The following is a 26,857-nucleotide window of genomic DNA, read 5'->3' as shown; positions in this document are numbered from 1 at the left end:
CCTCACCCGATCATGGCGGCCTTAGAAAGCCGGTGGATTGAGTTCCGCATGACGGTAAGCTGACGTCAATGTGTTCGCCATCAAGAGCGCGATGGTCATTGGTCCAACACCGCCGGGAACCGGCGTTATGTGTGCCGCATTTTCCAGCGCGCCTTCATAGTCCACATCACCTGTCAGCCGCGTTTTGCCTTCGCCGCGCTCCGGTGCATCGATGCGGTTGATGCCTACATCGATCACGGTTGCACCCGGCTTAATCCAATCGCCCTTCACCATTTCGGCGCGACCAACAGCGGCAACAACGATATCGGCGCTGCGCACCAAGTCAGGAAGATCTTTTGTGCGGCTGTGGGCGATTGTGACGGTTGCATTAGCACCCAACAGAAGGTTCGCCATCGGCTTGCCAACAATGTTGGAGCGCCCGACCACAACAGCGTTGAGCCCTGAGAGATCATCGCCCAAAACACTGCGCAACAGGATCATTGATCCGGCAGGGGTGCATGGCACGAAGGCGCTTGAAAGATCACCCGTACCGAGCTTGCCAACGTTCATATAATGAAATCCATCGACGTCTTTTTGCGGCGCAATGGTCTGAATGACCTTGTTTTCGTCAATGTGCTTGGGAAGCGGCAATTGAACCAATATGCCGTGGATTGCGGGATCGTCGTTCAGCGCTTGCACGTGGGCGAGTACATCCGCCTCTGATGTATCGGCGGGCAAAGTGTGCTGGATGGAATGAAACCCACATTCCTTCGCCTTCTTACCCTTGGATGCGACATAGACCTGACTGGCCGGATCTTCACCCACGATAATGACGGCAAGTCCCGGAACGATGCCCGATTGAGCGACGAGCTTTTCTGTCTCGCCCTTCACTTTTTGCACCACGGTTTCCGCAACCGCTTTTCCGTCAATTCGCTTGTTTTCGTCGTTCATAGCTATCTAGCTCCCTGCCCACTTGGTGTGCTTGTCAGTTTGTCGCATCTCGTTCGGAATAGCGTGCTGATGCAAGTGACAATTTCGACATTGCACGGCGCATATGCGCCAGCGCGACTTTCTCTTGAACCGCAGGTTGATTGCAGCAAAGATAAGCGTTGAATGGCAAACAGAAGCCGTTTTCATCGAGGGAGTCCGATGACCCGATATTCCGCTTGGTCAATTCTGAAAAACGCCGTGCGCGGCAACAAGAATTGGACCCCGGCGTGGCGTAAGCCAGAACCAAAAGCTGCCTACGATGTGATTATCGTTGGCGGTGGCGGGCATGGTTTGGCTACGGCCTACTATCTGGCGAAGGTACACGGCATCACCAATGTCGCCGTGCTTGAAAAAGGTTGGCTTGGTTCGGGCAATATCGGGCGCAATACCACCATCGTGCGCTCCAACTATCGCCTGACGCCGAACACCAATTTCTATGAGAAAAGCATGGAGCTTTGGCGCGGCCTTTCCCATGATCTCAACTACAACGTGATGTTTTCGCCCCGTGGCGTGCTGAACCTAGCCCACACGCCCGGTCAGATGGACGCCTATGCCGAGCGCGGCAATCAGATGCGTCTGTTGGGCCTGAAGTCCGAATTACTGGACCGCGATCAGGTTGCAAAGCTCAACCCCGGTTTGGACGTTTCCGGTTCTGCGCGCTTCCCCATTGAAGGCGGCTTGTTGCAGCGTGACGCGGGCAATGCCCGCCATGACGCAGTCGCATGGGGTTATGCCCGGGGTGCTGACCAATTGGGCGTCGACATTATCGAAAATTGCGAAGTGACGGGTTTTCTCAAACAGGGCGATACCATTGTTGGTGTGGAGACCAACCGTGGCGAAATTCGTGCTCAAAAGGTCGGCGTTGCCGTGGCTGGCTCAACCAGCAAAGTGATGCACATGGCGGGTGTCACGCATTTGCCAATTGAATCCACCGTCCTTCAGGCATTCGTATCAGAATCCATCAAGCCCATCGTGCCCAATGTCATTACTTTCGGCTCCGGTCACCTTTACGTTTCCCAGTCTGACAAAGGTGGTTTGGTGTTTGGCGGCAACATCGACTATTTCAATTCCTATGCCCAGCGCGGCAATCTTCCCGTGTGGGAGGAAGTGACGAGTGAACTTGTCGCCATGTTCCCCAATTTCGCCCGCCTGCGCTTGCTGCGCACATGGGGCGGGATCATGGATATGTCGATGGACGGCTCGCCCATCATCACCAAAGGCCCGCTGCCAGGCATGTATCTCAACTGCGGCTGGTGCTACGGCGGCTTCAAGGCAACACCTGCCTCGGGCTGGTGTTTCGCCCACACGATTGCCGATGACAAAGAACACGACCTGAACGCCGCATTCACGCTGGAACGCTTCAAGCAAGGTCGACCAATCGACGAAAAAGGGGCCGGTCCGACCCCTTGGTATCATTAGGGAGCGGCGGCGATGATCTTAACTTGCGCTTGGTGCGGCCCCCGCGATGCCCGTGAATTTACCTATAAAGGCGACGCCAAGATTGCGCGTCCTGCGATGGATAACGAAAGTCTCGAAGACCATCTCGCTTACGTCTACGACCGCGACAACCCCGCTGGCCTTCACGAAGAGATGTGGCAGCATACCGGCGGTTGCCGCGCCCATGTCCGCGTGGTGCGCAATACGGTGACCCATGAGGTGATCTCCTGTGATCCAGTTGGCCCATGGGCCGAGCAGTTGAAAAAGGGAGCCACGAAATGAGTGGCTTCCGCATCACCAATCGACAAGACATCGGCACGGCGCTTTCGCCGGAGACGGTGACGTTCACTTTTGATGGCAAGCTCTACGAAGCCCGCAAAGGTGACACGCTTGCAGCAGCTCTTATTGCCAATGGCGTTTCTGTGGTTGGACGTTCGTTCAAATACCATCGCCCACGCGGGGTCTTTTCCGCAGGCTCTGAAGAACCGTCTGCGCTCGTAACCCTCGGAGCAGGCGCACGCCGCGAGCCGAACATCCGAGCGACGGAAGTTGAGGTGTTTGACGGCCTAACCGCAAGCAGCCAGAACGCTTGGCCATCGCCAAAATTTGATCTGTTGGCCATAAACCAGTTGGCTGGCAAAGCCCTATCGGCAGGCTTCTACTACAAGACTTTCATGGGGCCACAAGTTGCCGGCAATCGCACGACAAATTTCTGGTATCTGTGCGAGCAATTCATCCGTCGCGCAGCTGGCCTTGGCCGGGGTGCGGCAGAGGCCGACCCCGATCACTACGGTCGTATGAATGCGTGGTGCGATGTGCTGGTCGTTGGATCGGGCGCAGCCGGACTTGCTGCCGCAGAAAAGGCGGCTCTGTCCGGCGCAAGGGTCATTTTGGCGGAGCAACAGCCCCGTTTGGGCGGCGCACTTCTCTCCGCGCCGGACTTTATCGACGGCAACAGGGCCCATCTTTGGGCCGCATCGAAAATTGCCGCGCTGGAAGCAATGAACAACGTCACCCTACTGCCACGCACCACCGTGCAAAGTCATTTCGATGACAACCAGTTCCTCGCCATCGAACGCTGCGACGCGCCAGATGCGGAACCCAACCTCTACCGCCCGCGGCAGCGCGCATGGATGATACGGGCAAAATCTGCGGTAATCGCTACCGGCGCGCTTGAACGTCCGATGGTTTTTCCCGGTAACGATCGACCCGGCGTGATGTTGGCGGATGCCGCACGCCGTTACACGTTGGAACATGCCGTTGCGCCGGGCCAGAATGTTTGCGTTTTCACCAACAACGACAGCGGTTGGCTGGCCGCTCGTGACATGGCGAAGGCAGGCGTTGTGATCGCTGCCATCATTGACGTTCGCGCCGATGTTTCCGAGGCCACCCGCGCTGCTGGCGAAGACACCAACGCCAAACTGCACACAGGAGCCGCCGTGGTCTCCACAGGCGGGTGGCAAACTCTTTCATCCATTAAAGTCTCTGCGTTCAATGAGTTAAGCGGCGAGATCGGAGAAGCCATCGCCACTTATGGCACCGATTGTCTTGCCGTTTCAGGTGGTTGGTCGCCCGTTTTGCATCTCACCTCGCAACAAGGCGGCAAGCCCTTGTGGGATTCTGAGATTCAAGCCTTTCTTCCTGGCGAGCCAACACAAAGATGGCATGGCGCAGGAGCCATGACAGGGCGTATGGGGTTGGAAGCGGCTTTCGATTCTGGCGCAATGGCCGCGATCAAGGCGTTGGAAGATTGCGGCATTGCGCCGGAGGATATCGACACGCCCAACATCGACGGCGACGCGATAGACTTCGCTCCGTCGCCCGTGTTGGAAATTGCGGCCAAGGGTAAGTCTTTCGTCGATCTTCAGCACGATGTAACGGCAGATGACGTGCGCTTGGCTCACCGCGAGGGGTTCGTTTCCGTCGAGCATCTGAAACGCTACACCACCCTTGGGATGGCGACCGATCAGGGCAAGACGTCCAACATGGCGGGCCTTGCCATCATGGCGCAGGCGCAAGGCGTGTCGATCCCTGAAGTTGGCACGACCCGTTTCCGTCCGCCCTATACGCCCACCGCCATCGGGGCAATTGCAGGCGAACTCTACGGTCACCTCAAGCCCGAACGTCTGACGCCCATGCACGACTGGCACGTGGCAAACGGCGCTGGCATGGTGCCAAACGGTCTATGGCTGCGGCCTGAGAGTTATAACCGTGCGGGAGAAACCGTCGAACAAGCCTATATCCGCGAAGCAAAAGCTGTGCGGGCGAGTGTTGGCATTGTGGATGTGTCGACCCTCGGCAAGATCGATATTCAAGGGCCGGATGCCTCGGAATTTCTCAACCGTGTTTATTCCAACGCCTTCGCGAAGCTGCCGGTCGGCAAGGCACGCTATGGCCTGATGCTGCGCGAAGACGGCTTCTTGTTTGACGACGGCACAACGTGGCGGCTGTCTGAAAACCAGTTTCTGATGACCACCACCACCGCTGGTGCGGGCCATGTGATGGAACATCTGGAAATGCACTTGGATCGATACTGGCCAGATCTGAAAGTGCATCTTACTTCGGTTACCGATCAATGGGCAGGCGTAGCGCTGGCCGGACCAAAGGCCCGTGATGTTCTCAGGGCTTGTACCAGCAATTGCGATGTATCCGACGAAGGTATCCCCTTCATGGGTGTGCGCGAAGCCGTGATTGATGAGATACCCGTTTTGATCGCTCGGCTCTCATTTTCGGGTGAACTGGCTTACGAAGTCTATTGCGGGGCGACATACGGTGCCGTGCTTTGGGATGCGTTGATGAAGGCTGGAGAGGAATACTTCATCACGCCCTACGGCCTGGAAGCGCTTACCACATTGCGTGTCGAAAAAGGCCATATCGCTGGTCCAGAAATCAATGGACGCACTACAGCAGGTGATGTCGGTCTCGGTGGCATGGTGTCGAAGAAGAAGAATTTTATCGGCAACGTGCTTTCCCAGCGCGAAGCGATGAACGAAGAAGGCCGCCTGCAATTGGTTGCCATCAGATCGCTGGACGGCGCTCGCATTCGCGGCGGTTCTCATCTGGTGCAAGGCAGCAAAGATGACCCGGGGCCGAGCGAAGGCCACACGACAACCACTTGTTTCTCGCCTGTGCTAAACGCCTATGTGGCTCTTGCATTGCTCGAAAACGGGAAGAACCGCCACGGCGAAACAATGTTCGCCAGCAATCCGGTTCGAGACCGCCATGTCGCAGTGGAAGTGCTAAGCCCTCATATGTACGACCCTGATGGAGGCAAAATGCATGGCTGAACGCCTCTCCCCGCTTGCTGAACTTGCGCTGCCCGGTGAATACGGAGCGCTAACCGCGACGCCCGGTGTGACATTGTCGGAAGATATTTGCACGGCGCTGGTGCAAGTCGCGTGCTGGCCTGAAACGCTTGATGCTTGCAAAGTTGCCATCGGCAAGGCTTTGGAATCTGAAATTGCTGATGGGCGTTCGGTCAGCCGAGCGAAGGAATGCTCCATCATGCCAACTGGCCCGGGTCGCTGGCTTATTGAGAGCGACAACGAAAAACTTGAAACCACGCTTAGAAAAGCACTCAAGCCAGAAGTCGCCTCGGTGACCAACCTCACCCATGCCCGCATCAGGGTGACGGTTAAAGGGGAACAAGCCGATTGGCTTCTCGCCAGCGGTATCGCGCTCGATTTTCACATCAACAGCTTTCCGGTCAGCATGGTTCAAGTAAGCCATCATCACGAAGTTGGTCTGACCATTCACCGAACTGCGGAAGACTGCTTTGAACTGTATCTCTTCACCAGCTTCGCTCGTTCGTTCTGGCAATGGCTGTCAGATGCCGCAGCCGAAATTGGCTATCGGGTCAACTAGAAGATCAAGTTCAACATCGTCAGCGATACGATCAGGAAGAGTACGGTCATGCCAAGACCGGCCCGCATGAAGTCCTTCACCTTATAGCCTGCCGGACCCATGATCAGTGCGTTGACTTGATGCGTGGGAATGAGGAAAGAGTTTGACGTCGAGATTGCGACCGTCATCGCAAACAAGGCGGGGTCGCCGCCGCCAGCGAGTGCGATGTTGACCGCAAGCGGCACCAGCAAAACGGTCGCTCCCACGTTAGACATAATGAGCGTAAACGCCGTTGCCATCAGAGCCACGCCAATTTGCAGAACAATCACCGGAACATCGCCCATCGCCCCCAAGAGACCGTCGGCGATCCATTGAGCGGTGCCTGTCGATTGAGCCGCTTGGCCAAGTGGAATGAGCGCTGCGAGCAGAAACACCGTGTTCCAGCCGACGGCCTCATAAGCCTCATCAATCCGCAGAACGCGGCTCACCACCATGCCGATCGCACCTGTGAGCAAGCACAACGAGAGCAGCATATCGGTGAACATGATGAGGCTCAGCGAGACCAAAAAGAAAAACAGCGCCCAGCCAAGTTTTTTCGGGCGTAGTTCTTCCTTGGGATAGTCAGTGGTGACAACCACAAAATCACGATCGTTTTGGAGCCGGTTCAGCGACCGCCATGAGATATGAACCAACATCGTGTCGCCGGATCGCAAAGGCTCGAAACCGATAGGTGAGGGTTCGTGTTCGTCCGTTTCAATGTGGCTTAAAACCTCGCCGTTGCGATAGATCGCCAGAAGCGCGAAGCCATAGGTTTCACGCGAGCGCACATCCCGCACCGACCGCCCTATGAGCGAGGAATCGGGCGGGACGACAATCTCCGCAAGGCCCACTCGCGTTGGGTCAAGGTCGCGAGCAAACGTGTCGAGCCGTGGGCTGATTTCAAGATCGTTCTGAACTGCAAAACGGCGGATAGCAGCAGGTGCGCCCATCACCGCGATTTTTGAAGGCGCTTGCAATTCATCGAGCACCACGGGAAAAACATGCGTCTTGCGGTCCACATGCTTTGCAATGATGTAGATGTTGAACTCATGGTGAATATCGATCAACGTGCGGCCAACTATGGGTGACGTTTCAGGAACACTGATTTCGATGATGCCTGAATCTAGCCCATACAGTCGGTTGAGATATTTGGAGCGTTCCTCCGCTGCCGATGGCCCGGTCCGTTCTCGCGTTGGCAAGACGAACCGTCCGAAGATCACAAAATAGACTATGCCGGAAAGAACGAGTGCAATTCCTATCGGCGTGACCGAGAAAAGCCCAAACGTCTCCATCTGGCGTTCCGCTGGCAAGTCAGCGTTGGCGCTTGTGATGAGATCGTTGAGCAAGATCAGAGGTGATGATCCAACCATCGTCACCGTGCCGCCCAGTATGGCGCAAAAACCCATTGGCATGAGCAGCCGCCCTAGTGGCAATTCTGTGCGCCGGGCAATGCGCGAGACGACAGGCACGAATAGCGCCGCCGCACCCACATTCTGCATAAAGGAAGAAATCAGGCCAACGGTGGAAGATATGAGAGGGATGATGCGTCGCTCGGAACTGCCGCCCACGCGCAATATCCATTGCGCCACAGTGCCCATCACGCCCGTCTTATCGAGCCCCGCGCCTACGATCATCACTGCTATAATTGATATGACTGCGTTGGAGGAAAAACCTGAGAAAATTGTTGCAGGATCAGACAGGCCGGACAGCGCCGGCACCTGTGCCAACAGACCAAGCATGACCATGATGAGGATTGCCGCAACGTCTACCCGGACGATTTCGGACGCGAACAGAAACACCGTTCCCGCCAACAAGCACAGAACAGCAACCATCTCAGCGGTCAGTCCATAGGCCTCCAAACCGTCTTCCCTAACCCCAACTTGTGCCTTCCCAACGAAGGCGCCATCGGGTTGCACATTACAAGGCTAGAAAACGCCTGCGGTTGCGCAAAATCAAGCGCGAGAAGGCTCTGGAACCATGTAACTTGCGAAACTGGTTAAGTTTAGAGGACGGATGCACCTGCATCCGATGCCGAAACCGATCGGCGGAATGCGGCGAAGATTTCAGTGCCCATACCATATTCGTTGTCGGCAAGATCAAGTGTAACAGGTGCGCGCGCGGCCCAATCTGCAGCATCGACTTCCGCCTCCAAGATGCCATTGACCGCGTCCAGTAACACCATGTCGCCATCGCGCAGTTTGGCGATGGAACCGCCGTCGACAGCTTCTGGCGACAGGTGGATGGCTGCTGGCACTTTGCCCGAAGCACCAGACATGCGCCCATCGGTAATGAGTGCAACCTTGTAACCGCGATCCTGCAACACCCCCAGTGGAGGCGTTAGCTTGTGAAGTTCTGGCATGCCGTTGGCGCGAGGGCCTTGGAAGCGGCAAACCGCGATCATATCCTGATCCAACTCTCCAGCCTCAAACGCTTCGCGGATGCCGTTTTGTGTATCGAAAACCCGCACCGGTGCGCGCACCACGTGATGCTCTTTCTTCACTGCAGAAATCTTGATCACGGCCCGCCCCAAATTGCCGCTCACCATTTTCAAGCCACCGTCCTTTGCGAAAGGCGCGTCTAACTTTGCCACAATCTTATCATTGCCCGGCACTTCGCTTGCAGGCGTGAATTTCACACCGTCGCCTTCGAGTTTTGGCTCCTGTGCCATGCGCGAGAGACCACGACCGTTAATGGTGGAAACGTCCTCATGAAGATGGCCGCCGCGCAGCAATTCGCCGATCAAATAAGGCAGGCCGCCAGCGGCGTGGAAATGGTTCACGTCTGCCATGCCGTTCGGATAGACCCGTGCCATCAACGGCGTGCAATCGGCAAGGTCCGACATGTCTTCCAGCGTCAGCGAAATTCCAGCCGCCTTTGCAATCGCAACCAGATGCAACACGTGGTTGGTTGAGCCACCCGTAGCATGCAGGCCGATGATGGCGTTGACGATGCTCTTTTCATCGATCATTTCGCCTACAGGGGTGAACGCGTTGCCGCCTGCTGTAATGGACAGCGCTTGGCGCGTCGCCTCTGCCGTAAGCCGATCGCGCAGCGGCGTATCCGGGTTAATGAAGCTCGATCCAGGCAGATGAAGCCCCATAAATTCCATCAACATCTGGTTGGAGTTTGCTGTGCCGTAGAATGTACAGGTGCCGGGCGAATGGTATGATGCGCTCTCTGCTTCCAGCAATTCTTCGCGTCCGACTTTGCCTTCTGCGTAAAGCTGCCGGATGCGCACTTTCTCGTTGTTGGGCAAGCCACTTGGCATTGGTCCTGCCGGCACAAACACTGCTGGTAGATGGCCGAAGGTAAGTGCGCCGATCAGAAGGCCGGGCACGATCTTGTCGCAAACGCCTAGATACATCGCCGCATCAAACATATTGTGCGACAGTGCAATGGCTGTCGCCATCGCGATCACATCGCGCGAAAACAGCGATAGTTCCATGCCACGCTGGCCTTGGGTAACCCCATCGCACATGGCGGGAACACCACCTGCAACTTGCGCCACAGCACCCGCCTCACTGGCGGCTTGTTTGATGAGATCGGGGAAACGTGCAAACGGCGCATGGGCCGACAACATGTCGTTGTAAGAGGTTACAATGGCAATGTTCGGCACCACATCGCCCTTAAGCCGCTCTTTGTCAGTGGGCGCACATGCGGCAAAACCGTGGGCGAGATTTCCGCAGGTCAGCGACGAACGGTGCGGCCCAGCATCAGCGGCAGCGCGTACACGGTCGAGATAGATTTCGCGCGTTGGCTTGGATCTTTCGACAAGCCGTTTGGTCACATCTTCGATGGCTTTGACTGTCATAGCTTCAATTCCTCGACTGTTGCGTTGGCTGCCGCTTTCACGCGGCCCAATATGTCTCAATCGTCTTGCTAGCGCGCAAAACATGGCGGATGGGCAGCTTATTGGCGTCACCAGACTTTTGCGCCTTATCAAGAACAGCTCGTTTTTCTGCGCCTTCGATATGCAAGATCAAGCGCTTGGCACTGATGATAGCAGGTAGGGTGAGTGTCACCCGCTCTTCGCCAGCGCCTTTTGCGCTCAGGTGGATCATGGGAGCGGCTTGTTTTGGGTCGGTCGCTTGCGCCAGCGTATCTCCGCTGGGAAAGAACGAGGCTGTATGGCCGTCTGTTCCCATGCCTAACAGGCATATACTGAACGGCATAAGCGCGGTGAGGTCTTCCGCCTTGGCGCCGATAAGCGGCAAAAAACGTGCCTGCGCTGCCCAGTTCTGCATCAGGTTGAGCCGCACAAAGCGATCGTTGCTGCGATCGTGATTGGGAGCAACACAGCGGTCGTCGACCAGCGTGATGGTCACGCGAGACCAATCGACATCCTGTTGAGACAAGGCTTGGAACATCAGCTTTGGCGTGCTGCCGCCGGAAACAGCCATGCTCGCCGCTCCGCGTTCGGAAATCGCTTCGCGCAAACTGTCGCCTATGGATTTGGCCAAATTTTCAGCAAGGCTCTCGCGACTGTCGAAAATTTCCATATCAACCATCGTGGACTCAAGCATCGCCGTCATTCCAAGTTCGCCCATCGCGCTCAATCATAGCAATTGATTGGCTCGGCCCCCAAGTTCCTGCGGTATAGCTGCGCACGGCTTGGGAACGGTCTTCCCAGGCTTCAAAGATCGGATCAATCCAGCGCCATGCGGCCTCTACTTCGTCGCGGCGCATGAACAGGGTCTGGTTGCCGCGGATTACATCAAGAAGCAGGCGTTCATAAGCATCCGGCGCGCGCTCGTCGAAATTCTCTGCGAAACTCATATCCAGCGGAACGTGTTTCAACCGCATCCCGCCAGGTCCGGGGTCTTTGATCATGATCCATTGCTTGACGAACTCATCAGGCTGCAAACGCAACACCAATTGGTTCGCAACGGGCGCACCTGCGCCGGAACCAAATACCGAATGGGGAACACTTCGAAACTGGATGACGATTTCAGACATGCGCATCGCCATGCGCTTGCCCGTGCGCATGTAAAACGGCACGCCCGCCCAGCGCCAATTGTCGATTTCAGCCTTTAGCGAGACAAAGGTCTCCGTATCGCTTGCCTCGCCCAACTCATCGAGAAAGCCATCTACTTTGCCATCAGGCCCGGCACCGGCTTTGTATTGAGCGCGCACGGTAGTTGCTTCGATGTTCTCTCCTGTGATCGGCCTTAAAGAGCGAAGCACTTTCAGTTTTTCATCGCGGATCGAATCCGCTTCGCCCGAAGCAGGCGGTTCCATTGCCACAAGGCAGAGTAATTGCAGCAGATGGTTCTGCACCATGTCGCGCATCGCGCCGGAGCGGTTGTAGTAGCCGGCCCTGTCGCCGACACCGACTGTTTCAGCAACTGTGATCTGAACATGGTCAATGTGAGCCGCGTTCCAGAGTGGCTCGAACATCACATTGGCAAAGCGCAGTGCCAGAAGGTTTTGGACCGTTTCCTTGCCAAGATAATGGTCGATGCGGAAAACCTGATCTTCCCGAAAATGGGCGCCCACCGCATTGTTGAGTGCAATTGCGGAATCCAAGTCGTGACCGAGAGGTTTTTCAATTACAAGCCTTGTTCGCTCGTCGATCAAATCAAACTTGTCGAGCCTTTCGGCGATCGGACCAAACAGGCGTGGCCCGACAGCGAGATAGTAAGCGCGGATGCGCCCATCGTCGCGTGCATCGAGCATGGATTTCAAATCATTCCATCCGTCATCTGACATAGCGTCGATGGCAACGTAGTCTAGCCGGGCGAGGAACCGCTCCAGACATTCTGCTTCCAAGAGCGTGGCTGGCACGTGCTGCTCTAGTGCTTCGCGGGCAAAGGCCTGATAGCCGTCAGCATCAAATTCAGCGCGAGAGGCCCCGATCAGGCGTGCTGCGTCGGGCAGTTGGCCGTCAAGGTCTCGATGGTAGAGAGCAGGCAATAATTTACGCTGTGCAAGATCACCCGTGCCGCCGAACAGCACATAGTCAAAGGGGGCAACAGGAATAATCTGACGGGTCACAGGCAAATTCTTTCACAGAGGCGTGTCAGAAATTTAATCGATTAAATTAGCGTTGTAAATGTTCAACCGAGTCAAAGACACTTGCGGAAGAAAACGCGATTGAACCCATCTTCTTGCCGGCGGTCGGTTTCGACAAATCCCAAATGCGGATAGAGCGTTAGGTTCCCGGTCATTTTCTCATTGGTGTAAAGCTCAATCGCAGCCTTGCCATTAGCCTTGGCCTGCGCCTCCAGATGCCTCATGGCCTGTGATGCCAAGCCTTTGCCTTGGTGGGACGGCAAGATAGCGATGGAATCGAGAAATAGGCATTTATCCATGAGGTTCCAAACCATGTAGCCTGCAACACCACCGGTTTGCTCGATGACTTCGATGGTGTGGTCTGCCAAATGCGCCTCAAAATTAAACACCATCGGCGCGGGCTTCTGGCCGATAGCAGCAATATAAATCTCGTAGGCGCTTTGCGCACAGGCTTGAAGAAATGGAACATCAGCTGCCGTCGCAGGGCGGATGAAGCAGGGCTGGGACATGAAAACAAAGCACGGTTGAGAAGAAGGCTTGCCATACTCTGGCGGCTTCAACAGGATTGGCAAGTTGAAAACGTAAGGGAGGTTAGGTCCATGCGGCTGGAGGGAAAAGTTGCGGTTATCACCGGCGCTGGTGCCGGTTTTGGCGAAGCGATGGCCAAACGGTTTGCAGCCGAGGGAGCAAAGGTCATCATTGCCGACACGAACATGGATGCCGCTCAGAAGTGTGCATCCGACATCGGCGATGCTGCACTGGCAGTGCAGGTGGATGTTGCCTCACTGGAAGATAATAAACGGATGATCGAGGCGGCCGTGAATACCTTTGGCGCATGCGATATTTTCGTTTTGAACGCTGGCTATACCCACCGGAACCAATCGCTCCTGAGCGTTGATGAAGACACATTTGACCGTCTAACGGATGTGAACATGAAAGCGCTGTTTCACGCCTCCAAAGTGGTTATCCCGCAGATGGAAAAGCAGGGCGGCGGCAACATCATCGCTACCGCGTCCACTGCCGGTCTGCGCCCGCGCCCTGGTCTGGTTTGGTACAACGCGTCAAAGGCCTGGGTCATCAATGCCTGCAAATGCATGGCGGTTGAGGTTGCGCCGCTGAACATCCGCGTCAATTCGCTGTGCCCTGTCGTGAGCCCCACTGCCATGATGGATGACTTCATTGGCGGTGACACGCCGGAGAAGCGCGAAGCGTTCAAAAGCGTCATCCCGATGGGCCGCATGTGTGACCCGCAAGACATGGCCAATGCCGCTCTTTATCTTGCCAGCGATGAGGCCAACTTCATCACTGGCGTGGCGCTGGAGGTTGATGGCGGGCGTTGCGTCTAGTTAGCCCAGTGCTTGCACGAGATCGCCAATCAAATCATCGGCGCTCTCAATGCCAACCGACAGCCGCAGCAAATCGTCCGGCACAGTGTTTTCAATCGTGTGACGGTGTTCGACCAGACTTTCAACCCCGCCGAGCGACGTTGCGCGCTTGAACACCTGCATCTTGCCAACGGCTTTCAGCGCCGCTTCGCGACCGCCCTTCACGCGGATGGAAAGCAACGAGCCAAAGCCTCCACTCATCTGCTCTTTGGCGAGCACATGGCCAGGGTCGCTGGGCAGACCGGGATAGAGCACGGAGTCTATCCCAGAATGAGCGTGCATGGCTTCAGCCACCGCAAGCGCGTTCTCGCTCATTCGCTCCACCCGCAACGGCAGCGTGCGCATGCCGCGCACCAACAACCATGCTTCGAACGAACCGATAACAGCGCCCGCGCCCGCGCGGTCTGTCTTCAAGAGTTCCCAAATGGGGTGAGACGCATCCCGGCAGGCGACAAAGCCCGCAAGAACATCGCTATGACCGTTGATGCCTTTAGTCGCAGAATGCATCACAATGTCTGCACCCAAATCCAGCGGCTGTTGAAGGATCGGAGTGGCCGCGGTTGAATCGACGGCCAGCACCGCACCGGCTGCATGGGCCAGCTTTGCGCTTGCAGCGACATCAACCGTTTTCAAATAGGGGTTAGACGGTGTTTCAATCCAAACCAGATCAGCCTTTTGGCCTTCCAAAACCTCGCGAAAAGCGGCTTGATCGGCGCAATCAACCTCCACCAATTCCACCTGACGACGCGCACAAAATTCGCGCACGAATTTGGTCGCTGCCCAGTAGATGCCGGATTGCAAAACGATGCGACCCCGGTTTGGCACGGTGCGAACCAGCGTTGCCACAGCCGCCATGCCTGAAGGCAGCAGCAAGCCAGCTTGCGCGTGTTCCGCCTCGCACAACAGACTTTCAGCCAACCGATACAGATCGTTTTGATCGCGCGAATAGATGTGGTCGGGGCTGAACGGCTCGTAATTTTCATCGCGCACAAAGGTCGTCGCGTTGTGAATGGGCGGCACGACAGCGCCGGTCGTCGGGTCTATCGCCCCTCCAGCTTGGGCAAAATGCGTGGCGAGGGATTTCGTGTTTTTCCCGCTCATAAGGACTTTCACTCCGGCTTGTTATCGCCCCAACTTGGCTCTAGTTTTGGCTACCACACAAGGGGTTGGAATAGATTATGCGTTCAGTAGTTATCAGCGGTGCCGGTGTCTTTACGCCGCAGGAAGTTATCACCAACGATGAACTGGTCGAGGCATTCAATGCCTATGCCGACAAGCAGAACGCCGAACATGCCGAGGAGATTGCGGGAGGCCACCGCGACCCAATACCCCATTCCAGCGCCGAATTCATATTCAACGCCTCCGGAATCGAACGCCGCCATGTGATGAACAAATCGGGCATTCTCAATCCCGATATGATGCATCCACAGCTTCGCCAGAGAGACGATGAAGAACACGGCATCATGACCGAGATGGCAATCGAGGCCGCGACCGAAGCGCTGGCTCGTGCTGGCAAGGCGCCGTCTGAAGTCGATGCGGTGATCTGCGCCGCTTCAAACCACGAGCGGGCCTATCCGGCTATCGCTATCGAAATCCAAGAGGCGCTGGGCATTCAAGGCTTCGGTTTTGATATGAATGTCGCCTGTTCCTCAGCCACATTCGGCATTCAGGCGGCGTCGGATATGATCCGCTCCGGCTCAGCCAATTGCATTTTGATGGTCAACCCTGAGATCTGTTCCGGCCATCTGGAATGGCGTGACCGCGATTGTCATTTTATTTTTGGTGATGTTTGCACAGCCGTAGTTTTGGAAGAAAAGGAGCAGGCGGTTTCCCATACCTTGTTTGAAGTTCTCTCCACCCGTTGCCTGACGCAATTTTCAAACAATATCCGAAACAACAATGGTTTTTTGCGCCGATCCCGCCCCAGCGGCACGGAAGATCGCCGCGACATGCAGTTCATGCAAAACGGACGCAAGGTTTTTAAAGAAGTGTTGCCCATCGTGTCTGGATTGATCCGCGATCACTGTGAAGATGAGGGCATTGACCCAAAGTCGCTTGATCGCCTGTGGCTCCACCAAGCCAACAAAAGCATGAACGATTTCATCGGCAAAAAGGTGCTGGGTCGTACGCCTGAACCGCATGAACAGCCCAATATCTTGCAGGACTACGCCAACACGTCTTCGGCCGGCTCTATCATCGCATTTGCAAAGAACCATGAAGACTTTCCCGAGAATGGAATCGGCATTATTTGTTCGTTCGGCGCGGGGTATTCCGTTGGCAATGTCATCGTGAAACGGCTAAGCTAAAAACCATGTTGTTTGTAACGGAAACCAAAACTGGCGAGCGCATCGAGTATCGCGATACGAAGCGATATCTTTGGCTGCTAGCACTCACTGTGCCGTTGTCTCCGGTCCTTTCTGTCTGGCTGTATTTTGCCACTGGCCAGCATCCTTTAGCGCTCACATTTGCGTTTTTTTACGCTTACATTGCGATCCCCGTTCTTGATTGGATTTTTGGCGAGGATGAACACAACCCGCCACATGAAATTCTCGAACAAATGGCGGAAGACAATTACTACCGTTATCTGCTTTACGCCGCCGTACCGCTCTTTTGGTTGGGCTTTCTGGTTCCAGCTTGGCTCGTGGGCACGCAGGATATACCGCTTTGGGCCATGCTGTTTCTCGCGCTGAGTGTGGGACAGATCAATGGAACGGCGCTGACGGTTGGCCACGAATTGGGTCATAAACAAGGGCGGCTCGATCAATGGATGGCAAAATTTGCCTGCGCTGTGTCCGGTTACGGCCATTTTTGCATCGAACACAATCGCGGCCACCACACTCATGTTGCAACACCTGAAGACTGTGCCTCATCGCGCTTCAACGAATCCATCTATGCCTTCGCCCGGCGTGAACTGCCCGGAGCTCTGGCTCGGGGTTGGGCCAATGAAACCAAACGACTTGAGCGTCGCGGGTTGTCCTTCTGGCATTGGCGCAACGACATTTTACAAGGCTATGCGATTTGGCTTTTAGCGGCGGTGGCGTTGGTCATCGCTTTCGGCTTTCATGTCATTCCGTTCATCATCATTTGCAGCTTGTCGGGTTGGTATGCGCTTACCCAAGCCAACTATGTCGAGCATTACGGGCTTAAACGTCAGCGCATGGAGAACGGGCGTTACGAACCTTGCGCACCGCACCATTCGTGGAACACCAACCACATCGTTTCAAACCTTATGCTGTTTCATCTGCAACGTCATAGCGATCATCACGCCAACCCGTTGCGGCCATACCAGTCACTTCGTAATTTCGATGAATTGCCGCGCCTGCCGTCCGGCTATCCGGGCTCTTTTTGGCTGGCAGGTATACCGCCGCTCTGGTTCCGCATCATGAATCCGAAAGTGATGAAATGGGCTGACGGCGACATGAGCCGCGTCAACACGGGTTAGACCCTGTCGACCATCGCATACCACGTCAGCGCTAGCACTTTCAGCGGATTGCGCAGCCACTTGCCACCGGGAAAGGACGGAATTTTGAGTTCGCGCAAAAGGTCAATCTGCTCGCTCTTGCCCAACCAGTTTTCCGCAATCATCCGGCCGGTATAATTCGACAACATCACCCCGTGGCCCGAAAAGCCGCCCGCTGCCCAAAGGCCGGGTTCCAGTTCACGGACGTAGGGCTGGCGTGGCATGGTGATGGCGACATTGCCGCCCCAAGCGTGGGTCAATTCCACCCCGTCCAGCATCGGATAAATTTCGGCAATTTGCTTGTTGATCGTACGGCGAATATCGCCGGGCGTAGCCTTGCCATAAGCCTCACGCCCGCCAAACAGCAACCGATTGTCAATCGTTTTGCGGAAATAGCGTACCACAAACCGGCTGTCATCTGCTGCCTCACCGCCCGGCAATACTGGTGAATTGTGGCCCAGCGGCGCTGTAGTGCCGATGAAGCTTTGTATCGGCATAATCTTCGATGAAAGGGCAGGGTGGACGTCATTATGGTGTCCATTCAATGCCATCAGGCAACGTTCGGCCCGAACTGTGCCGCTGGCAGTTCTCACCTCAATTTTTCCTTGCACACTATTGAAGGCCAGCGCGCGCGTAGTCTCGAAAATCTCCGCACCTGTCTGCGCCGCTGTCTTGCCCAAACCGACGAGGTATTTCATCGGGTGAATGTGACCGGTGCCTACGTCCCGCAATCCTCCGCCAACATAGTGATCGCTGCCAAGAGCCTGCGCCATCTCGCGTTGGTCTAGCCAGTCGACCGCGCCATAGCCAAAGCGGCCGTTCAGAGCCTCGACCTCTTCACGCGCTTCCGCCTCGTAGCGCTTCTTGTGCATTGGGGTCAGTTGGCCGGGTTGATAGTCGAACTCGAAGTTACCCGCCTTGGCTGTCTCAAACAGATTGGTTTTTGCATCTTCAGCCATGTCAAACAGCGCTTTGGCTCGCTCGAACCCGAATGCCTGCTCCATCTCTAGAACAGAAGCCCGCTGTCCCGTTCCCATCTGCCCGCCATTGCGTCCAGACGCGCCATCTCCCAAGCGGTGCTGTTCCAACAACACGACGGAACTACCCGCTTTTGCCAGATGATAGGCTGCGGAAAGCCCGCAAAAACCGCCACCCACGATCACCACATCGCAAGTTTTATCACCATCCAGCGTGGGGTAAGTGGGCCGGTCTCCGACTGTCGCTTCATACCAGGAAACGCCTGGCGAAACGGGGGATTGATACGCATCGCTCATGCTGTGGGCGCTCTAGGCGTTCATCAGCAGATATTCGCGCTCCCACGGCGAAATCACGCGCATGAAAGTCTCGAATTCTTGCTTTTTTATTGCTGCATAAACGGAGATAAAATCACTACCCAATAGTGGTACCAATGCTTCCTCATCTTCCAGCAATTGAACGGCTTCCAAAAGCCCGCGCGGCAGGTCGATCTGTCCTTCATTGGCCGTGGTCGTGACCGCCGGTTCGGGTTTCAGCCCTCCCACCATCCCCAAATATCCAGCGGCAAGCGAACCGGCGATGGCGAGATAGGGGTTGGTATCCGAAGAAGGAATGCGGTTTTCCACCCGTCTGGCTTCCGGTTCCGATGTTGGCACACGCAGTCCCGTGGTGCGGTTGTCATAACCCCATTGAACGTTAACCGGAGCCGAGCCGCCGGTGGTCAACCGTCGATAGGAGTTCACGTAGGGTGCCATCATCACCAACGTATTGGGCAGATAGCGTTGCAGGCCACCGATGAAGCTGTGAAACAGCTCGGATTCCTTGCCTTCGGCGTTGGAAAAGATGTTCTTGCCGCTCTCCAAATCCACCACCGATTGGTGAATGTGCATCGCTGATCCGGGTTGAGACTGAATGGGCTTTGCCATGAAAGTCGCATACATGCCGTGCTTCAACGCCGCCTCGCGGATTGTTCGTTTGAACATGAACACCTGATCTGCCAGTTCCAACGGGTCGCCGTGGTTGAGGTTTATCTCCAGCTGCCCCGCGCCCTCTTCGTGGATCAGCGTTTCGATTTCCAAGCCCTGCGCTTCGGAAAAGTCGTAGATGTCGTCGATAAGATCGTCGAATTCGTTAATACTGGCAATTGAATAGGACGATCCACCGCCGAGCCTGCGGCCAGAACGGCCAATCGGCGCTTGCAGGGGTTGGTTCGGATCGCCTTCCGCCTGCACCAAGTAGAACTCCATTTCGGGTGCAATAACCGGTTTCCAGCCTTTGTCAGCATAGGCGGCTACAACCCGCTTCAAGACCGAACGGGGGCCATAGTCTATGGTTGCACCCGTATGGCTGACGATATCGCAGATTACTTGTGCCGTTGGGTCGGTTTCCCACGGAACGCGGGAAAGGGTGGAAAGATCCGGCTGCAAGCGCAAATCACCATCGGTGGCGGGATATTCGAAAGTATCACTCTCTTCAGGGTATTCGCCGGAAATTGTCTGCATGAAAACCGAAGTTGGAAACGCCAGGGCAGTAGACCCTAGAAACTTCGGAGACGGCATCATTTTGCCACGCGGCACACCTGCAATATCAGGCGTGATGCATTCTATGTCCTCGATGCCCTTGTCACCGAGCCAGAGTTTCGCATCCAAAGCGTCCGCCACTCCGCGCGCGGAGAGGCTTTGTTGCAGATTGTCTTTTTGAATTCCGGTCATGCCAAACGCGCTTTCATTGGGCCTTTTCAGCCTCCTACCAGATGAAAACGCCATCTCAAAGCAAACACTCTTCACGCTCTTGAATACGGTTTGTTTACACCAATCGGGCTACTTTAAATGCTAGACACCCGGGGCACGGAAACAGAATGAACAAAGACGCACTCATGCGCCGCATTGCTGCGGCGACGGAAGCTCAACAGCGTGCTGCCACCGAGCAGGCGCCCAAATCTGCTGCATCGCGCCCTCAACCGCAGCGTCTTCCACCTGCACCAGGTGGAGCATCGCAGCAAAGCCACATGGCCCGTGTGCTGATGGGCGAGCAATCTTTGCCCCGCGAAGCGCCCATGCAGCCTCAACCGCAAGCAGCGCCAATCGAGGCAACCCCGCAAGCTCCTGCTCCTGCGACTCAATCGCCAGCAGCCCCTGCACCACATTCTCAGATGATCCCAGCGGCACCTGCCGCTGCACCCCAACAACCAAATCCTGTGCACGAGCAGCAGGCGATGGCGATGTCAGCGTTGAGCGAACAAGTCCCAGCCGCGCCCCAGTCTGTTTCTCAGCCTGTTACTCAGCCTGTTTCCGTGCCCCAAGCGGCGACCGAACCGGACCCAGTCGCTGTAGCAACGCATGTCACGCCGCCCAACGAAGCAGACCTCATCGCCATTGGCGTTCTTGTTACCTGTGACGGTGTCGAGGCTGTGGTTGAAACCCGCCCCGAAGACGATTCTTCTGCCGTGACTGTTGGTCAGATGATCACGCTGGCGGTCGAAAACAACAAAGTTGTTGGCCTCGTGCATCGGCTGTCAGAATTTCGCAATTCCGAGGGCGAATCGAGACTGCGCGTTGAGGTGGAACTTCAAGGTGAGGTGCGTTTGCAGCCAGATGGCTCGCGTAAATTCCACAAGGGGATTTCCTCTTATCCGCCGATTGGCACTGTTGCAAAGTCCATTTTTGCCGCCGAATTAGCTTCGCTTTACGCTGCATCTGGACGTTTGTCCGTCACGGTTGGTCACTTGGCGCAAGAGCATACGATTCCTGCTCACATCGACATTGAGGCCATGCTTTCAAAGCACTTCGCCGTTCTGGGCTCCACAGGTTGCGGCAAGTCGTCGGCCGTGTCGCTTTTGCTGCGCAAATGCGTCACTTCCGTTCCGGATTTGCGCACGGTTATCCTTGATCCGCACAACGAATACGCGACCGCGTTTCCCGAAGCGACCACCATCGACCAAGACAACCTTTCGCTGCCTTTTTGGATGTTCCAGCTGGAAGAATTCGCCGAAGTGCTTTTTCGCGGCAAGCCCGTGGAAGAAGAGGAAGTCTCGGTGTTGCGCGAGATCATTCCCGAAGCCAAACAGCGCTTCCGCGAAGGCGAAGAGCGCCTTTCGTTGCGCTCTGACAGCGCTTCGATGTTGACAGCAGACACGCCGCTACCCTACCGCATCTCCGATCTTCTCGCGATCATTGACGAGGAAATCGGCTTGTTGGAAGCCCGCTTCCAGCGCCTCGTTTTGAAGTCGCTAAAGTCCCGCGTTGTCGCCCAAAGCAACGACCCGCGCTATCGCTTTATGTTCCGTGATAAAACAATCACTGACCGCGCAGAAGAAGTGATCGATTCCTTCTTCAACATTCACAATCGCCGCCATAACCTCACCATCTTAATGATGGCTGGTCTGCCCAGCGAAGTGGTGAACGTGTTGGCTTCCGTTTTGTGTCGCCTGTCGTTTGAACTGTGCATCGCAGGTCAAGGCATGATGAAATCGCTCATGGTTTGCGAAGAGGCTCACCGTTATATCCCAGAGGGAAAATCCGGCTTCGAACCGTCACGCCGCGCCATCGCCCGCATCGCGAAAGAAGGCCGGAAATACGGTTCCTTCATCGCGATTATTTCCCAGCGTCCCGCTGAGCTCGATGCAACCATTCTCTCCCAGTGCAGCACGGTCTTCTCGCTGCGCCTGTCGAACGAGCAGGACCAGATGCTCATGCGCAAGGCGATCTCGAATGCCTCGCGCAGCACGATTTCCTTCCTGTCGTCGTTGGCAAACCGTGAAGCGATAGCTTTCGGCGAAGGTTTGCTGACGCCAATGCGCCTGCGTTTTGAAACGTTGCCGGAACACCAATTGCCGGGCAAAGACCGCGATGTTTTCTCCGATCATCACAGCGAGTCGACGCCGATTTCACACGTCTTCCGCCAATGGCGCGGTATTGCGGGCGTATCTGCCAGCCTGACCCCTCGCCAAACAGGTTAAACAAAAAGGCCGGATCGTTGACCCGGCCTCTTAAAGTTGCTCGCTCGTGGGCGCAATTAGCCTTTAACGATGACCGGCACCATCAGGTCGCCCCAATTGCCCTCGCCGCCATGATGGCGTGCGGAACGCACGAGTTCGACGCTGACGCCAGCATCAACGGCTTTCATTACGGCATGGTTCAAGCGGTGCAGATCGTTCGCCAATTGGCGGATTGCGGTTTCCTGATCGGCGTTGACTGACGATGCGCGTTCATTCGACATCTCAGCGGCCCGCTGTTTGGCTTTTTTGATCGGTGTTTCCAGATCGCTCATGGCAGTCTCCTTGTGTTTTGCGTTTCCGACATTTGGCGCCGGCAGTTTGGGCATGTCACAAAAGTCATAACCCGTGCTGTGCCGTGACATTGACCAGCGTAATCGCGGAAGTCTCGCAAAAATGCGTGTTTCCTGCGGAATTGGGGTCGCATTGTGCCAATCATGACAATTTGGATTTGTCATTTTGTCAAAAAAGTAATAATCTTGAGCTGTTGTGATCGGGATTTGTAAAAGCGCCACTTGGCGAGCTGAATTTCATGGCTGAAACCAAAATCTTTGCAGGCCCCCGCGTGCGCCGCATTCGCAACGGGTTGGATCTAACCCAAACCGCGATGGCGGCCGAGCTAGGCATTTCCCCCAGTTATCTGAACCTGATCGAACGCAACCAAAGGCCACTAACGGCGCAATTGGTGCTCAAACTCGTCAGCACCTACAAAATCGACGTTGAAGCCCTGCAACCATCCAGCGATACCGGCTCGGTCAGCGCGTTGAAGGAGGTGTTCTCCGATCCTCTGCTTGAAGGTGAACTGCCAGGAGACACCGAGTTGCTTGAAATCTCCGATGGTGCACCGAATGCAAGTGCTGCAATCGTCAAACTTTACCGCGCTTACCGCGAGCAACAGACACGGCTGTCGGATCTTTCAAACTTGATGGGTGAGACCGGGCAGGTGGTTGGGCCGCAGGAAAGCCAACTGCCTGTTGATGTCGTCCGAAGCGCCTTCGAAAACGCTCCGTGGTGCTTTCCCGCCCTCGAACGCGCAGCAGAGCGGATAACCGAAGCGCTGAAAGCCCATTCGGGTCGTATGGCCGCGCTCTATTCTCTGCTGCGGGCCGACCACGGGATATCCGTTCAAGTGTTGCCCGTTGAAACCATGCCCGTCTGGCGCAAACGCTATGATCGTCATTCCGGTCGCTTGTTCCTGTCGGAGCGCCTTCCACGGGCGGACAGGGCCGAATTGCTGGCGCAAGAACTCGTTTTGCGCCGCGAAAGTGCGGTTTTGGACGAAGAAATCGAGCTATTGAAGATCACAGGCGACGAAGCAAAGCGCCTGGCGCGGATGGAACTTTCCCGCTACGCCGCTCTTGCAGTGCTGATGCCCTACGAGCGTTTCCTGCAAACGGCCGAGCGGGTCAAACACGATTTGAACGTGCTTACCGCCCGTTTCGAGACAAGTTTCGCGCAAGTCGCTCAAAGACTGGTTGCATTGCAAGATAAGAGTTCCGGAAAACGTGCAGGATTGCCGTTCTTTATGATGGAAGTGGATCAGGCGGGCACAGTGCTGCGCCGTGTTGGTGCTAAGGGTTTCCCCATCGCTCGTTTTGGAGGAAACTGCCCGAAACTGGCAATCCATGCAGCCTTTTCCAGCCCGGACGCTATTTTGGCCGAACGGGTAATCATGCCCAACGGAGATGTATTTCTGACCATTTGCCGAACGCTTGATGGACCTGTCGCAGGGGCGGGAGAACGCCCACGCCGCACCGCAGTATTATTGGGCATTGAGGATGACTACGCCAAGGCAGTCCTACAGGCCAATCAACCGATGGAGGAGGGCAAAGGGCGTGGCACGGTGGTCTTTTCCGGCGAAGATATAGCGACCCGCCGCATCACCCACGCCCAGTTGCTGCCGGACATTCGTCACGCAGGGCCGGTGCCCGTAGGCTCCGCCTGTCGGTTGTGTGAGCGTTCAGATTGTGTTGCACGAGCAGCACCGCCGATCACCAAACCGCTGGGTTTGGACGATCTCGTACAAGGTTTTGGCGCATACGGTCTAACTTGAATTAGCGGAAGACCGCCGGTCACATTACCGTCACTGTCCTGACTAACCTTTATAATTGTGGTAATTGTTACCCACTCGTTAACCATATTTATGGTAGCGAGAGAGCTGGGAAGAAGTGCAATCGGTGCCCCGATTCGCTCTCACCAAACGCAATTAAAATGAGCCGCTGTCTGCCCAAACCGCAGCGCCGCTTCACCGCTGAAGACATTTGGACAACTCGGAGGGATCCCGTGAAAAGAACTTCATTCATCGCCGCTGCAATCGCAACCGTCATGCTGGCAGCACCAGCCTATGCGGTTGGCTGCAGCAACAACGCCAACGGGTTTAACACATTTAAAAAGCAGTTTGCGGCCGAGGCAAAAGCTGCTGGCGTCGGCAGCCGTGGCATGAAAGCGCTGGCAAACGCAAAATATTTGCCGAAAGTTATCAAGTTCGATCAGCGTCAGGCACGCTACTTCAAAAAGGCTGGTCGCAGCAAAACCAACATCAACCGACACTACCAGAAGTCGCTCAAAAACATGGGTGGCCTGCAGAACGTCCGTTCAAAAATGAAGCGTATGAGCAGCTTTCTGAACGCTATCGAAAAACGATACGGCGTTCAGAAGGAAGTCTTGGTGACGATCTGGGGTAAAGAAACCAACTTTGGTGGTTTCACCGGCAACATTGACACGATCAACTCGCTGGCTTCGCTTTCGCACAATTGCCGTCGCGCCGGTCTTTTCCGTCCAAACCTGATTGCTGCACTGAAAATTCTCGACAAGGGCTGGATTCCCCGCTCAAAAATGCGCGGAGCGTTCCACGGTGAACTCGGCCAAACCCAATTCATGGCTGCAAACTATCTCCGTTACGCCAAAGACGGCAACGGTGACGGCAAGCGCGACCTGATCCGCAATTCGCGCGATGCTTTGGCGTCGGCTGCAAACTTCCTGAAGTCGAAAGGCTGGCGCGCAGGCGGCTCCTACCAACCGGGCAGCGCAAATTTCCGTGTGCTGAATTCGTGGAACGAGTCGACCGCCTATCAACACACAATCGCCCGCATCGCTTCTCAGCTGTAAGGTCGATTAATGAAACTTTGAAAAACCCGCTTCCGCGAAACATCGGAAGCGGGTTTTTTTGTGCCTGAATCGAAGTCAATTGACTTCACGGGTCAGGGCGCGTCATGGATGCGATCAACGTTTTTATGCGAACCCGAACCAATATGGCATCCGATACGCTCAAAGCATTTCTTCAAGCCCATCCCGCCGTTGAAACGGTAGAACTAGTCGTCACTGACCCTTCCGGCATTGCGCGGGGTAAATGGGCGCCGGTTGGCGCGCTGAAGAAAGCCTTTGGTGAAGGCGTCAATTTTCCGCTCTCGCTGCATGGTCTGGATGTATGGGGAAATGAAGTGGGCGAAACCGGCTTGCACATTTCCAGCGGTGATCGCGACGGCTTCTACCGCGCTGTACCAGAAACGCTGAGCGTTATCCCTTGGGGCAGCGATAGCGACCAAGAGCAAGATCAGCGCCGAGCGCAGGTGTTGCTGGAAACATGGACACCCGATGGTGAGCGCTTCGCGAGTTGCTGCCGTCAATCCTTGCGCCGTGCTGTCCAACGCCTCACCGAGCGTGGGCTAACAGCCGTCGCCGCGTTCGAAATCGAATTTCATCTGGTGGTTGAAGACGAGACTGGCAACGTCATGCCGCTCGATGGCGAAACTGTTGCGGGTGGCGAAAACCAGTTCATGTATGACCTTCAAGCGTTGTCTGAACATTCAAGTCTGTTCGATACGATCCACCGCGCAGCCTCCTGGGCAGATTTGCCCATCGACACAATCATCAAAGAAGCGGCACCTGGTCAGTTTGAAATCAATCTCAACCATCGCGCTGATGTTCTGCGCGCCGCTGACGACGTTGTGATGCTCAAACGCATTGTGCAGGAAACAGCCCGAGATTCAGGAATGCGCGCCACGTTCATGCCTAAGCCGTTTGCAGGGCAGCCTGGCAACGGAATGCACGTGCACATCAGCATTTTGGACAAAGACGGCACCAATATCTTTTCCGGCGACAAAGGCACAATCCGTCAGCATCATGCAGTTGCTGGCCTGTTGGCTTCCATGCAGGATGCAACAGCTCTGTTTGTGAATTCTATCAACGGTTATCGTCGCTTGGCGCCCGGTTCTTATGCGCCGACCCGTGCCAACTGGGGGGACAACAACCGTTCGGTTGCACTGCGCCTGCCTGCTGCGCCGGACGCTGCCAAGCGTGTGGAACATCGTGTGGCCGGAGCGGACGCAAATCCTTACCTTTTGATGGCGGCCCTGCTGCAAGGCATCATTGACGGCCTCGACGCCGGTGACGATCCGCCCGCAGCGCTGGAGGGCAACGCCTATGATGAGACAACGCCGAACCGTGGCGAAGCGCTGCCCAATGCGCCGGAAACCGCGCTTGAACTGTTCGATAAAAGCGCCTTCGTGAAGCGCGCCCTGGGTCGTGAGATGGCTGCCACGTTTAGCCATCTCAAGAGGGCAGAACTGTTACGCTTTGCGGGCGACATTTCCCCTTTCGAACGTGCAACTTACCTGTAAGGACAAATTGTATTGGTTTGATGCAATTTGCGCCTAAAAATCGTCAAAAATGCTCGCTTGCGGCATTGAATCCAGTTGCAAGGCTGCCAAACCTTGACCTAGATTGCCAACCACGGGATGGGAG

Annotated in this window: 21 protein-coding genes; 11 read left to right on the top strand and 10 right to left on the bottom strand. The window is 55.8% G+C overall.

Features of this window, described 5'->3' with window-relative positions; translation table 11 throughout:
- Positions 1–21 precede the first annotated feature (21 nt).
- Positions 22–930: a bifunctional methylenetetrahydrofolate dehydrogenase/methenyltetrahydrofolate cyclohydrolase FolD gene (gene folD / locus ACFQ14_RS07280; protein ID WP_377212033.1), complete on the bottom strand. Its 909-nt coding sequence runs from the start codon at positions 928–930 to the stop codon at positions 22–24.
- A 198-nt stretch (positions 931–1,128) separates the two neighbouring features.
- Between folD and ACFQ14_RS07275 the strand changes: the two genes are divergently transcribed.
- From ACFQ14_RS07275 to ACFQ14_RS07260, 4 genes are read left to right on the top strand one after another with little or no spacing between them, the layout of a single operon-like run.
- On the top strand, positions 1,129–2,388 hold the full coding sequence (locus tag ACFQ14_RS07275) for a sarcosine oxidase subunit beta family protein (protein ID WP_377212032.1): 1,260 nt from the start codon (positions 1,129–1,131) through the stop codon (positions 2,386–2,388).
- Positions 2,389–2,400: 12 nt separating this feature from the next.
- Entirely contained in the window at positions 2,401–2,688 is a 288-nt protein-coding gene (locus ACFQ14_RS07270) for a sarcosine oxidase subunit delta (protein ID WP_377212031.1), read from the top strand.
- Positions 2,685–5,693, top strand: a complete 3,009-nt coding sequence (locus ACFQ14_RS07265) for a sarcosine oxidase subunit alpha family protein (protein WP_377212030.1) — start codon at positions 2,685–2,687, stop codon at positions 5,691–5,693. Before ACFQ14_RS07270 ends, ACFQ14_RS07265 begins: the two co-directional genes overlap by 4 nt.
- A complete protein-coding gene (locus ACFQ14_RS07260; protein WP_377212029.1) occupies positions 5,686–6,270 on the top strand; it encodes a sarcosine oxidase subunit gamma in 585 nt (194 codons plus the stop codon). Before ACFQ14_RS07265 ends, ACFQ14_RS07260 begins: the two co-directional genes overlap by 8 nt.
- Here the strand turns inward: ACFQ14_RS07260 and ACFQ14_RS07255 are convergent.
- The 5 genes from ACFQ14_RS07255 to ACFQ14_RS07235 form a co-directional block, all read right to left on the bottom strand.
- A complete protein-coding gene (locus ACFQ14_RS07255; protein WP_377212028.1) occupies positions 6,267–8,147 on the bottom strand; it encodes an SLC13 family permease in 1,881 nt (626 codons plus the stop codon). The two genes, ACFQ14_RS07260 and ACFQ14_RS07255, sit on opposite strands and share 4 nt — an antisense overlap.
- A 143-nt stretch (positions 8,148–8,290) precedes the next feature.
- Positions 8,291–10,099, bottom strand: a complete 1,809-nt coding sequence (gene edd / locus ACFQ14_RS07250) for a phosphogluconate dehydratase (RefSeq protein ID WP_377212027.1) — start codon at positions 10,097–10,099, stop codon at positions 8,291–8,293.
- 37 nt (positions 10,100–10,136) lie between these two features.
- Positions 10,137–10,820 (bottom strand): 6-phosphogluconolactonase, encoded by a 684-nt coding sequence (gene pgl, locus ACFQ14_RS07245; protein ID WP_377212026.1) that lies wholly within the window; start codon positions 10,818–10,820, stop codon positions 10,137–10,139.
- The gene (zwf, locus tag ACFQ14_RS07240; RefSeq protein WP_377212025.1) at positions 10,804–12,282 is read right to left on the bottom strand and encodes a glucose-6-phosphate dehydrogenase; all 1,479 of its coding nucleotides are present in this window, start codon (positions 12,280–12,282) and stop codon (positions 10,804–10,806) included. Before zwf ends, pgl begins: the two co-directional genes overlap by 17 nt.
- A 71-nt stretch (positions 12,283–12,353) precedes the next feature.
- The gene (locus tag ACFQ14_RS07235) at positions 12,354–12,809 is read right to left on the bottom strand and encodes a GNAT family N-acetyltransferase (protein ID WP_377212024.1); all 456 of its coding nucleotides are present in this window, start codon (positions 12,807–12,809) and stop codon (positions 12,354–12,356) included.
- Positions 12,810–12,899: 90 nt separating this feature from the next.
- On the opposite strand from ACFQ14_RS07235, the gene ACFQ14_RS07230 reads away from it, so the two are divergent.
- A complete protein-coding gene (locus ACFQ14_RS07230; RefSeq protein WP_377212023.1) occupies positions 12,900–13,646 on the top strand; it encodes a glucose 1-dehydrogenase in 747 nt (248 codons plus the stop codon).
- On the opposite strand, the gene ACFQ14_RS07225 is transcribed toward ACFQ14_RS07230, so the two are convergent.
- The gene (locus ACFQ14_RS07225) at positions 13,647–14,786 is read right to left on the bottom strand and encodes a trans-sulfuration enzyme family protein (protein WP_377212022.1); all 1,140 of its coding nucleotides are present in this window, start codon (positions 14,784–14,786) and stop codon (positions 13,647–13,649) included. It lies immediately after the preceding gene.
- Between the two features lie 77 nt (positions 14,787–14,863).
- On the opposite strand from ACFQ14_RS07225, the gene ACFQ14_RS07220 reads away from it, so the two are divergent.
- Both ACFQ14_RS07220 and ACFQ14_RS07215 read left to right on the top strand, forming a co-directional pair.
- Positions 14,864–15,991, top strand: a complete 1,128-nt coding sequence (locus tag ACFQ14_RS07220) for a beta-ketoacyl-ACP synthase III (protein WP_377212021.1) — start codon at positions 14,864–14,866, stop codon at positions 15,989–15,991.
- Between the two features lie 5 nt (positions 15,992–15,996).
- Entirely contained in the window at positions 15,997–17,127 is a 1,131-nt protein-coding gene (locus ACFQ14_RS07215; RefSeq protein ID WP_377212020.1) for an alkane 1-monooxygenase, read from the top strand.
- On the opposite strand, the gene ACFQ14_RS07210 is transcribed toward ACFQ14_RS07215, so the two are convergent.
- Together ACFQ14_RS07210 and ACFQ14_RS07205 are read right to left on the bottom strand one after the other, a co-directional pair.
- Positions 17,124–18,419 carry an NAD(P)/FAD-dependent oxidoreductase gene (locus tag ACFQ14_RS07210; protein ID WP_377212019.1) on the bottom strand — a complete coding sequence of 432 codons (1,296 nt, stop codon included), beginning with the start codon at positions 18,417–18,419 and terminating at the stop codon, positions 17,124–17,126. The two genes, ACFQ14_RS07215 and ACFQ14_RS07210, sit on opposite strands and share 4 nt — an antisense overlap.
- A gap of 12 nt (positions 18,420–18,431) precedes the next feature.
- Positions 18,432–19,832 (bottom strand): glutamine synthetase family protein, encoded by a 1,401-nt coding sequence (locus tag ACFQ14_RS07205; protein WP_377212018.1) that lies wholly within the window; start codon positions 19,830–19,832, stop codon positions 18,432–18,434.
- Positions 19,833–19,978: 146 nt separating this feature from the next.
- Here ACFQ14_RS07205 and ACFQ14_RS07200 point away from each other — a divergent pair, with 146 nt between their 5' ends.
- Positions 19,979–22,078 (top strand): ATP-binding protein, encoded by a 2,100-nt coding sequence (locus ACFQ14_RS07200; RefSeq protein ID WP_377212017.1) that lies wholly within the window; start codon positions 19,979–19,981, stop codon positions 22,076–22,078.
- A gap of 56 nt (positions 22,079–22,134) precedes the next feature.
- Here the strand turns inward: ACFQ14_RS07200 and ACFQ14_RS07195 are convergent, their stop codons facing one another.
- Positions 22,135–22,338, bottom strand: a complete 204-nt coding sequence (locus tag ACFQ14_RS07195; RefSeq protein ID WP_377212091.1) for an SMc00767 family acetate metabolism repressor — start codon at positions 22,336–22,338, stop codon at positions 22,135–22,137.
- Between the two features lie 308 nt (positions 22,339–22,646).
- On the opposite strand from ACFQ14_RS07195, the gene ACFQ14_RS07190 reads away from it, so the two are divergent.
- From ACFQ14_RS07190 to ACFQ14_RS07180, 3 genes are all read left to right on the top strand, one after another.
- Positions 22,647–24,167, top strand: coding sequence for a helix-turn-helix domain-containing protein (locus ACFQ14_RS07190; protein ID WP_377212016.1), 1,521 nt, complete (start codon positions 22,647–22,649; stop codon positions 24,165–24,167).
- 230 nt (positions 24,168–24,397) lie between these two features.
- Positions 24,398–25,222, top strand: coding sequence for a lytic murein transglycosylase (locus ACFQ14_RS07185; RefSeq protein WP_377212015.1), 825 nt, complete (start codon positions 24,398–24,400; stop codon positions 25,220–25,222).
- A 104-nt stretch (positions 25,223–25,326) separates the two neighbouring features.
- On the top strand, positions 25,327–26,733 hold the full coding sequence (locus ACFQ14_RS07180) for a glutamine synthetase family protein (protein ID WP_377212014.1): 1,407 nt from the start codon (positions 25,327–25,329) through the stop codon (positions 26,731–26,733).
- Positions 26,734–26,857 lie beyond the last annotated feature (124 nt).

The organism is Pseudahrensia aquimaris, assembly GCF_042676045.1.
Classification (GTDB): domain Bacteria; phylum Pseudomonadota; class Alphaproteobacteria; order Rhizobiales; family Rhizobiaceae; genus Pseudahrensia; species Pseudahrensia aquimaris.
Note: the sequence above shows the minus strand (reverse complement) of the source record. Positions and strands in the feature narration are given on the sequence as shown.

Excerpts from the sequence above, each read along its gene's own strand:
- folD (WP_377212033.1), bottom strand. The coding sequence starts at position 930 with ATGAACGACGAAAACAAGCGAATTGACGGAAAAGCGGTTGCGGAAACC.
- ACFQ14_RS07275 (WP_377212032.1), top strand. The coding sequence starts at position 1,129 with ATGACCCGATATTCCGCTTGGTCAATTCTGAAAAACGCCGTGCGCGGC.
- ACFQ14_RS07270 (WP_377212031.1), top strand. The coding sequence starts at position 2,401 with ATGATCTTAACTTGCGCTTGGTGCGGCCCCCGCGATGCCCGTGAATTT.
- ACFQ14_RS07265 (WP_377212030.1), top strand. The coding sequence starts at position 2,685 with ATGAGTGGCTTCCGCATCACCAATCGACAAGACATCGGCACGGCGCTT.
- ACFQ14_RS07260 (WP_377212029.1), top strand. The coding sequence starts at position 5,686 with ATGGCTGAACGCCTCTCCCCGCTTGCTGAACTTGCGCTGCCCGGTGAA.
- edd (WP_377212027.1), bottom strand. The coding sequence starts at position 10,099 with ATGACAGTCAAAGCCATCGAAGATGTGACCAAACGGCTTGTCGAAAGA.
- pgl (WP_377212026.1), bottom strand. The coding sequence starts at position 10,820 with ATGACGGCGATGCTTGAGTCCACGATGGTTGATATGGAAATTTTCGAC.
- ACFQ14_RS07235 (WP_377212024.1), bottom strand. The coding sequence starts at position 12,809 with ATGTCCCAGCCCTGCTTCATCCGCCCTGCGACGGCAGCTGATGTTCCA.
- ACFQ14_RS07230 (WP_377212023.1), top strand. The coding sequence starts at position 12,900 with ATGCGGCTGGAGGGAAAAGTTGCGGTTATCACCGGCGCTGGTGCCGGT.
- ACFQ14_RS07225 (WP_377212022.1), bottom strand. The coding sequence starts at position 14,786 with ATGAGCGGGAAAAACACGAAATCCCTCGCCACGCATTTTGCCCAAGCT.
- ACFQ14_RS07220 (WP_377212021.1), top strand. The coding sequence starts at position 14,864 with ATGCGTTCAGTAGTTATCAGCGGTGCCGGTGTCTTTACGCCGCAGGAA.
- ACFQ14_RS07215 (WP_377212020.1), top strand. The coding sequence starts at position 15,997 with ATGTTGTTTGTAACGGAAACCAAAACTGGCGAGCGCATCGAGTATCGC.
- ACFQ14_RS07210 (WP_377212019.1), bottom strand. The coding sequence starts at position 18,419 with ATGAGCGATGCGTATCAATCCCCCGTTTCGCCAGGCGTTTCCTGGTAT.
- ACFQ14_RS07205 (WP_377212018.1), bottom strand. The coding sequence starts at position 19,832 with ATGACCGGAATTCAAAAAGACAATCTGCAACAAAGCCTCTCCGCGCGC.
- ACFQ14_RS07200 (WP_377212017.1), top strand. The coding sequence starts at position 19,979 with ATGAACAAAGACGCACTCATGCGCCGCATTGCTGCGGCGACGGAAGCT.
- ACFQ14_RS07195 (WP_377212091.1), bottom strand. The coding sequence starts at position 22,338 with ATGTCGAATGAACGCGCATCGTCAGTCAACGCCGATCAGGAAACCGCA.
- ACFQ14_RS07190 (WP_377212016.1), top strand. The coding sequence starts at position 22,647 with ATGGCTGAAACCAAAATCTTTGCAGGCCCCCGCGTGCGCCGCATTCGC.
- ACFQ14_RS07180 (WP_377212014.1), top strand. The coding sequence starts at position 25,327 with ATGGATGCGATCAACGTTTTTATGCGAACCCGAACCAATATGGCATCC.